Origin of the sequence: Flavobacterium panici, assembly GCF_024499525.1 — a bacterium.
GTDB lineage: Bacteria > Bacteroidota > Bacteroidia > Flavobacteriales > Flavobacteriaceae > Flavobacterium > Flavobacterium panici.
This window is the reverse complement of sequence record NZ_CP100437.1, coordinates 3,004,047-3,017,768: the sequence shown is the minus strand read 5'-3', so window position 1 is coordinate 3,017,768 and position 13,722 is coordinate 3,004,047. Positions and strand designations below refer to the sequence as shown.

The 13,722-nt window shown below is 33.1% G+C and carries 12 protein-coding genes; 2 read left to right on the top strand and 10 right to left on the bottom strand.

Annotated elements, in window-relative coordinates:
* Positions 1-24: 24 nt before the first annotated feature.
* Together NLJ00_RS12870 and NLJ00_RS12865 are read right to left on the bottom strand one after the other, a co-directional pair.
* The gene (locus NLJ00_RS12870) at positions 25-834 is read right to left on the bottom strand and encodes a lysophospholipid acyltransferase family protein (protein ID WP_180861407.1); all 810 of its coding nucleotides are present in this window, start codon (positions 832-834) and stop codon (positions 25-27) included.
* A gap of 126 nt (positions 835-960) precedes the next feature.
* The gene (locus NLJ00_RS12865) at positions 961-1,611 is read right to left on the bottom strand and encodes an NUDIX hydrolase (RefSeq protein WP_256634034.1); all 651 of its coding nucleotides are present in this window, start codon (positions 1,609-1,611) and stop codon (positions 961-963) included.
* 91 nt (positions 1,612-1,702) lie between these two features.
* On the opposite strand from NLJ00_RS12865, the gene NLJ00_RS12860 reads away from it, so the two are divergent.
* The gene (locus NLJ00_RS12860) at positions 1,703-2,140 is read left to right on the top strand and encodes a DUF4268 domain-containing protein (protein WP_053473744.1); all 438 of its coding nucleotides are present in this window, start codon (positions 1,703-1,705) and stop codon (positions 2,138-2,140) included.
* Positions 2,141-2,242: 102 nt separating this feature from the next.
* On the opposite strand, the gene NLJ00_RS12855 is transcribed toward NLJ00_RS12860, so the two are convergent.
* From NLJ00_RS12855 to mnmA, 4 genes are read right to left on the bottom strand one after another with little or no spacing between them, the layout of a single operon-like run.
* Positions 2,243-2,653, bottom strand: coding sequence for a hypothetical protein (locus tag NLJ00_RS12855; RefSeq protein WP_053473745.1), 411 nt, complete (start codon positions 2,651-2,653; stop codon positions 2,243-2,245).
* A 20-nt stretch (positions 2,654-2,673) separates the two neighbouring features.
* The gene (locus tag NLJ00_RS12850; RefSeq protein ID WP_256634033.1) at positions 2,674-3,618 is read right to left on the bottom strand and encodes an NAD(P)H-dependent flavin oxidoreductase; all 945 of its coding nucleotides are present in this window, start codon (positions 3,616-3,618) and stop codon (positions 2,674-2,676) included.
* Positions 3,619-3,626: 8 nt separating this feature from the next.
* Positions 3,627-5,228 carry a S8 family serine peptidase gene (locus NLJ00_RS12845; RefSeq protein WP_256634032.1) on the bottom strand — a complete coding sequence of 534 codons (1,602 nt, stop codon included), beginning with the start codon at positions 5,226-5,228 and terminating at the stop codon, positions 3,627-3,629.
* A gap of 43 nt (positions 5,229-5,271) precedes the next feature.
* Entirely contained in the window at positions 5,272-6,459 is a 1,188-nt protein-coding gene (gene mnmA, locus NLJ00_RS12840; RefSeq protein ID WP_256634031.1) for a tRNA 2-thiouridine(34) synthase MnmA, read from the bottom strand.
* A gap of 140 nt (positions 6,460-6,599) precedes the next feature.
* Here mnmA and NLJ00_RS12835 point away from each other — a divergent pair, with 140 nt between their 5' ends.
* On the top strand, positions 6,600-8,477 hold the full coding sequence (locus tag NLJ00_RS12835; protein WP_256634030.1) for a PEP/pyruvate-binding domain-containing protein: 1,878 nt from the start codon (positions 6,600-6,602) through the stop codon (positions 8,475-8,477).
* Here NLJ00_RS12835 and NLJ00_RS12830 read toward each other — a convergent pair.
* The 4 genes from NLJ00_RS12830 to NLJ00_RS12815 form a co-directional block, all read right to left on the bottom strand.
* On the bottom strand, positions 8,474-9,031 hold the full coding sequence (locus NLJ00_RS12830; protein WP_053473750.1) for a DUF4956 domain-containing protein: 558 nt from the start codon (positions 9,029-9,031) through the stop codon (positions 8,474-8,476). The two genes, NLJ00_RS12835 and NLJ00_RS12830, sit on opposite strands and share 4 nt — an antisense overlap.
* A gap of 207 nt (positions 9,032-9,238) precedes the next feature.
* Positions 9,239-9,955 (bottom strand): toxin-antitoxin system YwqK family antitoxin, encoded by a 717-nt coding sequence (locus NLJ00_RS12825; RefSeq protein ID WP_256634029.1) that lies wholly within the window; start codon positions 9,953-9,955, stop codon positions 9,239-9,241.
* Positions 9,956-10,100: 145 nt separating this feature from the next.
* Positions 10,101-12,008, bottom strand: a complete 1,908-nt coding sequence (yidC, locus tag NLJ00_RS12820; RefSeq protein WP_053473752.1) for a membrane protein insertase YidC — start codon at positions 12,006-12,008, stop codon at positions 10,101-10,103.
* Between the two features lie 82 nt (positions 12,009-12,090).
* Positions 12,091-13,704: a CTP synthase gene (locus NLJ00_RS12815; protein WP_053473753.1), complete on the bottom strand. Its 1,614-nt coding sequence runs from the start codon at positions 13,702-13,704 to the stop codon at positions 12,091-12,093.
* Positions 13,705-13,722: the final 18 nt, after the last annotated feature.

Below are 13,722 nucleotides of genomic sequence, written 5' to 3'. Positions count from 1 at the left end.
TCTAAAATCAGAAATCTAAAATTCCTAATACTCCCACTGTCTCAATCTATTTAGTTCTTCCTGTGCTTTGATTTCTTCAGCTGGAATAACTTTTAGGAAAGATGGATGCTGCTCGATAGCATATTCTACTTTTTCTACGATTTCTTCGATTGTATCGTTTTCATAATCAATTTCAAGAGGTTCTTTGATGATGAAAGACTGAAGGATATTTTTCTTTTTCATACGAAGTCCTTTTTTATCAAAAGAACGACGGAAACCATCGATAACAATAGGAATTACGATAGGTTTATGCTGTTTGATTATGTGTGCTGTTCCTTTACGAACTGGTTTAAAAGATTTTGTTGTTCCTTGCGGAAAGGTAATAACCCAGCCGTCTTCAAGGGCAATACGGATATTTTCGGTATCGTTTGGATTTACGTCACGTTTTTCGGTTACGTCAACGCCTTTTGCACGCCAAGTTCTTTCTACGGTAATTGCGCCAACATAAGCTAAAATTCTTGGCAGTAATCCGGCCTGCATCGTTTCTTTTGCAGCCACGTAGTAAATATTCATTTTTGGCTGCCACAAATAACCTATGTTCTTAATAGTATCTTGACGTCCGCTTAAACTTGCGTTAAACACATGAAACATTGCCACAACATCGGCAAAATAAGTTTGGTGATTGGATATAAACAAAACGTTTCTGTCTGGAAGTGTTTTAATAATTTCAGATCCTTCAATCTGTAATTCATTAAAACCTCTATATCTTCTATGAGTCATGGCTCCCAAAATACGGATTAACCATTTCTTGATGAATAATATATGCCCAAAAGGATTTCGTTTAAACAATCCCATAACGTTGTTTTGTATTTTTTAGGTTAAGTCGCAAACATACAAAAATTATTCTTTTAGCAATACTAATATACAATTTACGAAATAAATCTATATACCTATGATTATCAAAACGTTAAATTAAAGTTATTATGATTTTTCTGAAAAAGTAAATTTTAGAACATCTCTCAATTCGCTTAAAATCATTGCGGTTGCCCCCCAAACAATATGATTTTGAATATTAAATGCCGGAACCAAAATATCATTTCCATAAGAAGTTGATAATTTGCTTTCGATTATAATTTCATCGTCTAAAAAAACAGATAACGGCAGTTCGAGAACATCGGCTACTTCTCGGGCATCTGGATAAAATACAAGTTCTTCTTTGGCAATTCCCAGATATGGATGCACCAAAAAGTTACTTGGCGGAATATACATAGGTGTAAAATGCTTTATGATTTCGATTTTCTCGGGATTGACACCAATTTCTTCACTGGTTTCTCGTAAGGCTGTTTCCTTATAATCGTGATCTGTAAGTTCATATTTTCCGCCTGGAAATGCGATTTGCGATGAATGAACACCATTGTATGCATTTCTAACAATTAAAATTAAATGTGTTTTTCCGTTTTTGGGATAAAACAACATCATAACTGCAGCAATTCTTGGATTTTTTGCGTCAATATCTAAATTTTTCAACGCCTGAATGCGCTCTAGAGGCGCCATTTTTGCGTGTGATGATTCTGCCGGAAGTTCAACTGGAATTAAATTAGGAACATATTGCAAAAAATCTTGAAAATCCATATTCAAAGTTTATTTTTGTACTTTCAAATTAAAATATAAATATACTCTAGAAAATGCGGTTCTACAAGTTTTCTAAAACAAAGCCATAAAAATGTACAGCAGAGAAGAATCACAAAGAATAAAAAGGGAATTTTGGGTTGCTTTTGCAGAAAAGTATCCAAGAAAATGGGTTCTTTATGATACCAAAATAAAAGATTTCTCTTTTAAATTTTATGTAGACAATAAAAAAGCGCAGGTTTTAATTGATATTGAACATCGCAGCGACGAAAAACGAAATGCGTATTTTGAAAAGATTGAAGCTTTAAAAAACATCCTTGAAGAGGAATTTATTAAAGACTTGGTTTTCGAAAAAAACTACACTTTAGAAAGTGGTAAAACGATTAGCAGAATTTGGGTTGAAAAACCTGGAGTAGGTTTTAGCAATCGCAATAACTGGGATGCTATTTTTGATTTCTTCAACGAAAACATGCATGCTCTGGAAATGTTTTATCTGGAATATGATGAGTTTATTAAGGATATTGAAGTTTAGAGGAAAGTTGCTAAGGTTCTGAGATACTAAGTTTTTTTATATAGCGAACCCGGCAGATTTTAAAATCTGCCGGGTTCGCTATATAGTACATTACTTAAAAATTTATACCGTAAAAATATTATAAACGATAATATGATCATCATAGTTTATATAAAGCTGTTTACGATTATCTTGTTTTTTACGTGTAATAATAGAAAGCTTGCATTCTCGTCCATCATTATCTTTACACATAAAAGAATACACAATATCGGTATCGTTTTCCTCTCGTTCGATGTAATCCAGAATACTAAAAAGCTGTATTTCCTGAGAATAAACTACAATCCTGTGTTTATCAGTATCTAAAACTACAGAGAGATTAACCAAATCAAGATCTGACCACTGTCCCCACTTTCCTTTTTCATTTTTTTCTAAAACACTAAATCCCGACGTTTTAAAATGATACGATTGACTCTGAACTTGTTGTAATCCAAAAGCCAGAAACAATGCTATTATATAAGTGCGAATAGAATTCATAAAATATTTCTTGCAGGTAATTAAAACTCAAATGTAGCTTTTTCTTCGCGAGCAGCTTTAAAATCGGCCATCATTTGTTGAACAATTTGTTCTACAGGCAAAATTTCATGAATAAGTCCGGCAATTTGTCCTATTTCAAGTTCACCTTCTTCCAGATCACCTTCAAACATTCCTTTTTTAGCTCTTGCTCTTCCTAAAAGTTCTATCAAATCTTCTTTTGAAGGGCATTTTTCATACAAAGCCTGAACATCATTATAAAATTTATTCTTAACCAATCGAACCGGAGCTAATTCTTTCAAAGTCAATTGAGTATCTCCTTCTTTTATATTAACTATCGTTTCTTTAAAATTATTGTGGGCAGAAGATTCTATCGATGCCGCAAAACGACTTCCAACCTGTACACCATCAGCACCTAAAATCATTGTCGCAAGCATTCCTCTTCCGGTTGCAATTCCGCCCGCGGCAATAAGAGGAATTTGTATTTTTTCTTTAACCATTGGTATCAAAGTTAAAGTAGTCGTTTCGTCACGTCCGTTATGTCCGCCAGCTTCAAAGCCTTCGGCAACAATGGCATCTACGCCTGCTTCTTGAGCTTTTAATGCAAAAACACTGCTGCTAACAACATGTACAACGGTTATTCCTTTTTCTTTTAAAAATGAAGTCCAGGTTTTAGGATTTCCTGCCGAGGTAAAAACGATTTTCACGTCTTCTTCAACCACGATATTCATGATCTCTTCAATATTAGGATATAACATCGGAATATTAACTCCAAACGGTTTATCAGTTGCTTTTTTGCATTTCTGAATATGTTCTCTTAAAACCTCAGGATACATTGAACCTGCTCCAATTAAACCTAAACCTCCGGCATTACTTACTGCCGATGCTAATTTATAACCACTGTTCCAAATCATTCCTCCTTGAATAATTGGGTATTTTATATTGAAAAGCTGTGTAATTCTGTTCATTAAAACTATTATTGTTTTATTATTTTTCCTGTTTTTTGTAAACCTCCAGATTTAAAAGTATAAAAATACAGTCCGCTGGTTAAGCTTTCTACAGAAAGAACCGGATTTTGATTTGTTATTTGTTTTTCAATCAGCTTTTGTCCCAAAATGGAATAAATAGACACAGAAGCCGTTTCATCTGCAAACAAAAAAGAAATATTAGATTTTGTCGGATTTGGATAAACTGAAAAATTTGATGAAGACTGAAAAACATCTACACTTAAAGTCGATCCAAAATTAGGGATTCCATAACCATAATTATTATCCGGAGTTGTATAGCGATCTGCAGATTCAATAATCATTTGTCTAATTTCCTGATTTGTTTTTGATGGAAATGCCTGCCAAAGACAAGCAACCATTCCTGCCATAATAGGACATGAAAAAGAAGTTCCATTTGCCGTACCAATCCCTCCAGTCGTGTTTGCAACAACAGCTGCAACACCTTGCGCCATTACATCTGGTTTTATACGATTGTCAAAACTTGGCCCGATAGAACTAGAAGCAGCTTTAACTTTTATAGAATTTACAGAACCAATTGTAAGAACAGAAATACCGTCTCCAGGCGATCCAACATGATTTTCAACTTGGTTTCCTTCATTTCCGGCAGATGCCAAAACGATAATTCCTTTACTAAAAGCAATTTCGGCGCCTTTTGTTATAAAGTTTGTCGTGCCATTCATATCGCTGTAAGTGTGGCTGTAATTGGCATTATCAAAACCAAAATACCCTAATGAAGTGGTAATAATATCAACTCCGTAAGCATCAGCTTGTTCTGCGGCTTCAACCCAATACGATTCTTCAACCGGATTTTCAGAAGCATCATTTTCTGTTATAAATAAATAATAAGAGGCATCTGGAGCTGTTCCTACCAAAGAATTCTCTTTGTAACCGCCCATTGTAGATAATACTAAAGTTCCGTGATCGTCGCCGGTATAAAAATTCGTACTTCTGTTGACATAATCATAACCTCCTAAAATTAAATTATTATCTCGTAATCGTTTAAAAGGTTCTGCTGTGTTTACACCAGGATATCCGGCATCCAGAACAGCAATTATTTTTCCGGAACCTGTATAATTTTGCTGATGCAAAACCTGACCGTTAAGCATTTGAATTTGATTTGCAGAATTTCCGTAAGCAAAATCAATCGTCGTTTCCAGCTTATTTTTTACCGCTGCAATATTATTTTGAGAAACTTTTTTCGAAGTTACATTTAATGTCTTATTGGCAAAAACTACTTTATCAACATACGAAAGCAGCTTTAAAGCCGTAATATTAGTTTGAGTTCCTCTAACATGAAGTGCATTTAACCATTTTGACTGTGCCAAAACTGTTATTCCTGTACTCGCTTTTATCTGATCTACGTAAGTAATTTCCAGAGGTGCATCTGTAATATTTAAAGCAATATTTTGTGTTGTACGACGATCTAATGATCTCTGCGAAAGAGTCAACGATGGATTATTGAAAAAATCCTGTGAATTTGGTTTTCCGTTAAAATATACCCAGGCATCTTCTTCCTGAGAAAACATTAAAGTCGAAAACAATAGTAAAAGAAAAGTAAAGTTCTGTTTCATATATACTCTTTTAAAAGGAAATCCTTCGTAAAAAAGTATAAAGCTAAGAAATTACTCCCGAACCAACTAATTCATTCTCTAAATACCAGGCAACAAACTGACCTTCTGTTATGGCAGATTGTGGTTCTTCAAAAGAAACATACATTCCGTCTTCAAATTGATGAAGTGTCGCTTTTTGCAAGGGCTGACGGTAACGAATTCTCGCCATAACTTCCATTGTTTCACCTGTTTTTAACTTCATATCTTCACGAACCCAGTGTACTTCAGATTCTCCAACAAACAAAGCTTTTTTAAACAATCCAGGATGATTGCTGGTTAAACCGGTATAAATGGTATTAGTTTCAACATCTGTAGCGATTACAAATAACGGATCTGTAGTCCCGCCAACATTTAATCCTTTTCTTTGACCAACAGTAAAATAATGTGCACCTTGGTGTTTACCCATAATTTTTCCCATTGTTGGAAGATAATCCAGTTTTTGAGCTTCAATTTTTAGATTTTCTTCTAAAGATAATGCAGCCGGTTTTTCAAAATTATAGATTGGATCATTTTTATCAATCTGAACAATTGTACCTTCTTTTGGCTGTAATTTTTGTTGTAAAAACTCCGGTAAACGAACTTTTCCAATAAAACAAAGTCCTTGCGAATCTTTCTTTTCAGCAGTCACTAATTCCATTTCAGCAGCAATTTCGCGAACTTCAGGTTTTGTCAGCGCACCAATTGGGAACAATGCTTTAGACAATTGATCTTGTGATAACTGACATAAAAAATAAGATTGATCTTTGTTCACATCATTTCCGGCAATCAATTGATAAACCGTTTTTCCGTCAACTTCAATTTCGCTTTTTTGGCAGTAATGTCCAGTCGCAACATAATCGGCACCAAGACTTAGTGCGATTTTCATAAAAACATCAAATTTGATTTCGCGGTTACAAAGCACGTCAGGATTTGGAGTTCGTCCTTTTTCGTATTCGTTGAACATATAATCAACGATTTTTTCTTTGTATTCCTCGCTTAAATCAACAGTTTGAAACGGTATTCCAAGTTTTTCAGCCACTAATAAAGCATCATTACTATCTTCTAACCAAGGACATTCGTTAGAAATAGTAACCGAGTCATCATGCCAATTTTTCATAAAAAGCCCAATAACTTCGTATCCTTGCTGCTGCAATAAATAAGCGGCAACACTAGAATCTACTCCACCAGAAAGACCAACAACTACACGTTTCATTTTAAAATCTTTAATTTTACAAGGGTGCAAAGATACGCCATATTTTATATAATCTGACTCCTTTCAATTAGTTTATATAATCCCGTGGTAGATAAAACTTATGGTTTAAATACTTACTTTTAATATTCAATACAATTGTCATGAAAAAATACATTTACAGCCTGTTTTTCTTATTCATTTTCATGTCTTTAAGTGCACAAAGATATTCTTCATCATTAGCTGATTATGAAGCATATAAAGCATTTAAAGGAAAACCTTTATCTGATAAATTCTCCAATATCGAATCGGTAAAAGTGGTTTATGATTTACGAAAACAAAAAATGTATTATTTCAACAGTACATTGATTCCGCTGCATTATGATTTTGTAACGAATTATCTGCATTACAATTATGATTTACAAATTTTTAATAATGAGAATTACAGCAACACTTTAAAAGACAGGGATTTTTTATTGGGAAATCTCAATCATATCAAAGGAACTGACAAATGGATTTTTGAACTCGCCGCTTCAGATCATATGCCAATTGAACAAATCGAACGTTTTTTCTATTTGGTTAAAAAGTCAACTTTTATTGGAGAAAATCTAAAATTCTATTTGAATAATCCTGAGCAAATGGAATGGTTTCGTTTAGAAAAATTTAAAATTCCGTGTGTAAAATCAGATTATATTTTTAATGAAATAAAATATCAGGAAGTCGTTTCAGGAAATAACATTGGCATTTTAAAACAATACAAAATCAAAGAGCTGGATAAAGTAAAACCAAATCCTGATGAAATTATAGTTTTAGACGGAACACCGGATATTTTACCTAATGTAAGAGGAATTATTGTGAACGAATTGCAGACGCCGCTAAGTCATTTAGTACTGCTGGGAAAAAACAGAAAGATTCCAATTATGGCCTACACATTGGCTTTAAAAGATGAAAACATTAAAAGATTACTTTCTAAAAAAGTAGAATTAAAAATTCAGGTTGATACTTTTTTTATAAAAGAGACTGATAAAAAAATTGTCATCAAAACGAATTCTAAAAAGAAAAAACTAATCATTGACAATAGCGTTACTGATTTAGTTGATTTGTCTAAAATCTCAAAAAAAGGAGTTAATTATATTGGTTCGAAAGCACAAAACATGTCGTATTTGATTGCAATTTCAAAAGAAATTCCATTTAAAGTTCCGGAAAATGCTCATGCCATTCCGTTTTATTTTTATACCAAACACATTCACAAAGAATCGATTTCTCCTTTAATACAAGAACTTTTGAATTCTACAAAGAAAGATTCAACGGTTTGGGTAAATCAGCAATTGAAAAAAATTCGTGATGCCATTAAAAAAGAACCTGTCGATCCTGAATTAATTTCGAAATTGAATCTGACTTTTAAAGATGCAAAATTTAAAAATTTCCGATTTCGTTCCTCAACAAATGCAGAAGATTTAGACGATTTTAACGGAGCAGGATTATATGATTCTAAAACCGGAATTCTTGGAGACAGCATTAAAACTTTCGAAAAAGCAATTAAGCAAGTTTGGGCAAGTGTATGGAATGAAGCTTCATACAACGAAAGAGAACTTTTTGGAATCGACCAACAGAATATTGCAATGGGTGTTTTAGTGCATCGTTCTTTTCCTGATGAATTGGCAAATGGAGTTGTAATTACGAAAAACATTTTCAGAGAAGATTTTCCCGGAATTACGGTAAATGTTCAAAAAGGAGAAAACTCGGTTGTAAAACCAGAAAAAGGAGAAATCTGCGAGCAGTTTGTAGCGTATCATTTAAACTCAGGAACTGACGATGAGGATTTTGACGTCGATTATACTTCAAACTCAAATCTCAACAATAACGAGCCTTTATTAAGCCGAAAAGAAATGAGCCGACTTTTTCTTGTGAGCAGTAAAATTGAAGAAAAAATGTATCGCTATTGGCGAAAAAACCTCTTTCATCCTGTAGATATAGAATTTAAAATCGTTGGCGAAAATCGGGATTTATATATTAAACAGGTTCGTCCATTTAATAATTAGTAGAATACTAAAAGATCAATTTCGTTAGTTACTGTATTGACCAAAACAATCTTGAAATCAAAATCCTGAATATTAATTTTTTCCTGAACTGCTTTACGGATAGTTCCATTTTCTAAAGAAAAATCACCAGCAAATGCAATTTTAACATCAACAGTATTCAGATATTTTGAAGCTTTTCTATTTACTATGATCGAAGCAACAACATAGAAACCAATGATTATGATTTGAAAAAACAAGAGTATTTCTATTTTTTCAAAAGGATACATAATATCTAAAATAGAAAGTGTGATCGTGGCAAAAAGAAAGATGATCGCGTTTACCGTAAACGATTGTGTCCTAAATCTTAGAATGGAAAAAATGGCAAATAAACCAAATCCAATTCCAACTCCTATTTCAATTTTCGTGAATAAATAGCAAAGCGAAAAAGTACACAAACCCACAATAACCATCAAAGGATTTATAGTTTCGTTATCTTTTCTATTGGAGAAAAAATACAAAACCAAAATCGAAAAAAACAATAAAAAGAATCTTCCAGCAAGTTCGTTTAAATCCATTGAATCAAAATATTAGCTCAATCAAATTTAAACATTTGAACAAAAAATCAGCCACGAATTCACGATTTTATTTTGAATAAAAAAGGTTTGCCACGAATTACACAAATTTCCACGAATTTTAATTTAACTAAGAAAGCAAAAAATTAATTCGTGAAAATTCGTGTAATTCGTGGCAAAAAAAATGCCCGCACAAGCGGGCCATTAATACTATTCGTTTTTAGGTTTTGAATTGGCTTTATAAGCACTTTTTGGATCGCTCATATTAACTTCTTTGGTCAATTTACCTTTCGTGTAAAACTGCCACATTCCGGCTTTTTTCCCTTTTACAAATTTTCCTTTAGAAGCTACAACTCCATCTGAATCATAAAAAACAGCATCGCCTTCATACTCATTATTTTTAAATACAGACTGTTCCTGAATGGTTCCGTTTTGCCCTATTTTTTTATAATTCCCTTCTTTTAAACCGTTCACATAAGTCATTTCTTCAGCAACTTGGGAATTCGGATAATAAACCGTTCTTAAACCGTGTAGTTTCCCTTTTTTATAGATTTCAGAAGTCATCAAAATCTTAGAAGCTTTGTGATAATATTTCCACTCACCTTCTCTATCCTTTCCAATTTCTTTTCCTTCACTTACTATATTTTTATTCTGATCATAAAAAATAGTATATGAGCTTCCATCATTAGCCGTAAAATCGCGTGTTGCAATTACATCGCCTTTTTTAGTATCATCAAAAAACTTAAAAATTCCGGTTTCTTTTCCGTGGTTGAAAGTTCCTTCATATCGCGGACGTTTTGATTCGTAAACACCTTTCCAAACACCATCTTTCTTTCCGTTAGCATCTAATTTATTAAACTCAGTCTGGGCATTTACAAAGAAAACATTTAGCAATAGCAGCCCAATTATTATTTTTTTAGAAATCATCTTGTATTCAATTTTTAACTTAAACGAAAATTAGTTTCATAAAGTATGTTTTGTCATTCTCAAAGTTAAAATTTTCATTTGTTATTTGAAAAGGAAACACACTCTTTAAAATAAAAAATCCCGATTAGATCGGGATTTTTAAAATTTATTTCTTTTTATTCTGAGTCTTTTTTGCTGCCTCTTGCTGCTCCATTACATCTTGAAGACGTTGTTGAAACTTGCTTGGCTTTTTAGGCTCTTTCAATTTATTTTCCTGAATTTGAGCGTGAATTTTCTCGCTGTCAACAATGTAATTTTTAATTACAAACATAATTCCAATAGTAATTAAGTTCGAGATAAAGTTGTATAAACTTAAACCTGCACCATAACTATTGAAGAAAATTAACATCATTAATGGCGAAACATAAATCATGATTTTCATCATTTTTGCCATATCCGGCATACCTTCTTGCTGAGGCGCAGCCATTTGCTGATCTCCAGAAGTCATTTTCATGTAGAAGAAAATTGCAATTGCTGCCAAAATTGGGAACAAACTGATATGGTCTCCGTATAATGGAATATGGAAAGGTAATTTTACAACCGAGTCAAAAGATGATAAATCGTCTGCCCAAAGGAAGCTTTTTTGTCTTAACTCAAAAGCTGATGGGAAGAATTGAAACGATGCATACATAAACGGAAGCTGAATCAATGCCGGAATACATCCTGCCATTGGGTTTACTCCTGCTTTGTTGTACAGTTTCATTGTTTCCTGTTGTTTCTTCATTGGGTCTTTTTTGTATTTTTCACCCAACTCATTAATATCCGGACGTAAAACTTTCATTTTAGCCTGTGATAAAAACGACTTATATGTAATTGGCGACATAGCCAATTTGATAATAATAGTAAAAATGATAATCGCAATTCCGTAAGCAATATAAGAGCTTAAGAATCCAAATAATGGCACAAAAATCCATTTATTGATCCATCCAAAAATTCCCCATCCTAACGGAATAATTTTTTGGAATTCTTTATCATAAGATTTCAATACTTTATAATCAGCCGGACCAAAGTATAAGTTCATCTTATAATCGATTTCTCCGTTAGAGAAAGCCAATGGAACTGTTGCTTTAAACTGTTTTGTAAAAAGAGTATCCACTTTTTCGTCCTTAACTAAATTCTCAGAAACTAAATCAGCTTTCTCAAAAGCAGTATTTGTTTGAAGAATTGTAGCAAAAAAGTGTTGTTTAAATGCAATATAATCTACTTTTTCAGGTGTTTCTTCTTTGTGATCTCCCTGACCTACATAACTTTCTTTTCCATCTGCATAGTTATAGTAAATTTCAGCATAACGATTCTCGTAAGAAACACTTTTTTCATTTCTGTATGTTTTTAAATCCCAAGCCAAGTTTAATGGTTTAGATGAATTTAAAACTCTGTTCAATCCTTGAGAACGAACATCAAAACCAATTAAATAATCGTTTGGTTTTAATACATATTTATACTCTAAAAATTCATTAGCTCCAGCTTTTAAACGCATTGTTAAAATTTGGTCTGCACCATTTTTTGTCAATGTTGGTTCAAAAAACAAATCTTTAGAATTTAAAGTTCTGTTATCTGTAGTTTGTAATTGAATATTTAAGTTAGAATTGTTATCCTTAATTAATTCAACTAATTGTCCTGAACCTTTTTTAAATTTTTCGAATTCTTTTAGCGTTGCTTCAACTATATAACCACCTTTATTAGCGATTTTAAGTTTAATCTTCTCGTTTTCGATAGTTGTAAAAGAGTCTTTTGCAGAAGGAAGCGTAGCAGAATATGCAAATCCGCCTAAAGTTTTTTGCAATTGTGCTAACTGAACTGTATCGCCTGGTGTAGCCGCAGCAACTGGTGCAGCAATAGTTTTAGCTTTATCGGCTTTTGCCTGAGCTTCTTGTTTAGCTACTAATTCTTTCTTGGCTTTTTCAGCAGCAATTTCTTTATCAGAAGGCTGATTTTGGTACATAATCCAAATCAGGATTCCGAATATCAATACAAAACCAATGATTGAATTAAGGTCAAATTTTTTTTCTTCCATTATTTATTTAAAAAAGTTATCCGTCAGAAGTTATTAGTTATGATTATAGCTTAAAAGTTACAACCTCTTAGAATATTAATTATTATTTTTTATGCGCATTTACCGCAGCAGCTACAAAATTCACAAAAATTGGGTGTGGGTTTGCTACTGTACTTTTGTATTCAGGGTGGTATTGTACACCAATAAAGAACGGGTGGTTTTCAAGTTCTACAATCTCTACTAATCCAGTATCAGGATTAACTCCAGAAGCTTTTAAACCCGCTTTTTGCAATTCATCTGCGTATTTATTATTGTACTCATAACGGTGGCGGTGACGCTCTGAAATGGTTGTTTCACCATAAATTCTGTGTGCCAGCGTATTTGGTTTAATATTACATTTCCAAGCTCCTAAACGCATCGTTCCACCTTTATCTGTAACATTTTTTTGCTCTTCCATTAAACTCACAACCGGATGAGGCGTTTTCTCGTTCATCTCAGTAGAATTGGCTTCCGTGTAACCTAAAATATTTCTAGAATATTCGATAACAGACATCTGCATTCCTAAACAAATTCCAAAAAACGGAATGTTATTTTCACGTGCATAACGAACTGCTTCAATTTTTCCTTCAATACCTCTTTCTCCAAATCCAGGAGCAACTAAAACTCCGTCAAGAACACTTAATTTCTCTGCAACATTATCAATATTGATGTGTTCTGAATGAATAGAAATTACATTTACTTTAGTTTCATTTGCAGCACCTGCATGAATAAATGCCTCTAAAATAGATTTGTAACAATCCTGCATTTCTACATATTTTCCAATCAAGCCAATATTTACGGTTTGTTTTGGATTTTTTAATCTGCGTAAAAAAGTATTCCATGTTTTTAAATCCGGAGATGCTTTTTTAGGCAAATCTAATTTTTTCAAAGCCACAACATCTAATCCTTCTTCAAGCATTAAATTTGGAACTTCGTATATCGTTGAAGCGTCGATTGACTGAATAACTGCTTCTTTTTTAACGTTACAAAACAAAGCCAGTTTTTGACGTAATTCCTGAGACAATTCGTGCTCAGTTCTACAAACTAAAATATCAGCTTTGATTCCGCTTTCCATCAAAGTTTTTACTGAGTGCTGTGTTGGTTTTGTTTTCAACTCACCCGCAGCAGCCAAATAAGGAACTAATGTTAAATGAATAACGATTCCGTTATTTTCTCCTAATTCCCAAACTAACTGACGAACAGACTCAATATAAGGTAATGATTCAATATCACCTACAGTTCCTCCAATTTCAGTAATTACAATATCATAATCGCCAGATTTACCCAGCAATTGCATTCTGTCTTTAATTTCGTTTGTAATATGAGGAACAACCTGAACTGTTTTTCCTAAAAATTCCCCTCTTCTTTCTTTTTCAATAACCGAAAGATAAACTCTTCCTGTTGTAACGTTATTTGCCTGAGAAGTAGGAACGTTCAAAAAACGCTCATAATGACCTAAATCTAAATCTGTTTCGGCACCATCATCTGTTACATAACATTCTCCGTGCTCATACGGGTTCAATGTTCCCGGATCCACATTAATATACGGATCAAATTTTTGAATAGTTGTACGGTATCCTCTTCCTTGTAACAATTTTGCTAAAGATGCTGCAATGATCCCTTTTCCTAATGAAGAAGTCACACCGCCTGTAACAAAAATATATTTTGTTTGATTCATTCTGTTGTTGTTTGTAAG

Excerpts from the sequence above, each read along its gene's own strand:
- NLJ00_RS12870 (WP_180861407.1), bottom strand. The coding sequence starts at position 834 with ATGGGATTGTTTAAACGAAATCCTTTTGGGCATATATTATTCATCAAG.
- NLJ00_RS12865 (WP_256634034.1), bottom strand. The coding sequence starts at position 1,611 with ATGGATTTTCAAGATTTTTTGCAATATGTTCCTAATTTAATTCCAGTT.
- NLJ00_RS12860 (WP_053473744.1), top strand. The coding sequence starts at position 1,703 with ATGTACAGCAGAGAAGAATCACAAAGAATAAAAAGGGAATTTTGGGTT.
- NLJ00_RS12855 (WP_053473745.1), bottom strand. The coding sequence starts at position 2,653 with ATGAATTCTATTCGCACTTATATAATAGCATTGTTTCTGGCTTTTGGA.
- NLJ00_RS12850 (WP_256634033.1), bottom strand. The coding sequence starts at position 3,618 with ATGAACAGAATTACACAGCTTTTCAATATAAAATACCCAATTATTCAA.
- NLJ00_RS12845 (WP_256634032.1), bottom strand. The coding sequence starts at position 5,228 with ATGAAACAGAACTTTACTTTTCTTTTACTATTGTTTTCGACTTTAATG.
- mnmA (WP_256634031.1), bottom strand. The coding sequence starts at position 6,459 with ATGAAACGTGTAGTTGTTGGTCTTTCTGGTGGAGTAGATTCTAGTGTT.
- NLJ00_RS12835 (WP_256634030.1), top strand. The coding sequence starts at position 6,600 with ATGAAAAAATACATTTACAGCCTGTTTTTCTTATTCATTTTCATGTCT.
- NLJ00_RS12830 (WP_053473750.1), bottom strand. The coding sequence starts at position 9,031 with ATGGATTTAAACGAACTTGCTGGAAGATTCTTTTTATTGTTTTTTTCG.
- NLJ00_RS12825 (WP_256634029.1), bottom strand. The coding sequence starts at position 9,955 with ATGATTTCTAAAAAAATAATAATTGGGCTGCTATTGCTAAATGTTTTC.
- yidC (WP_053473752.1), bottom strand. The coding sequence starts at position 12,008 with ATGGAAGAAAAAAAATTTGACCTTAATTCAATCATTGGTTTTGTATTG.
- NLJ00_RS12815 (WP_053473753.1), bottom strand. The coding sequence starts at position 13,704 with ATGAATCAAACAAAATATATTTTTGTTACAGGCGGTGTGACTTCTTCA.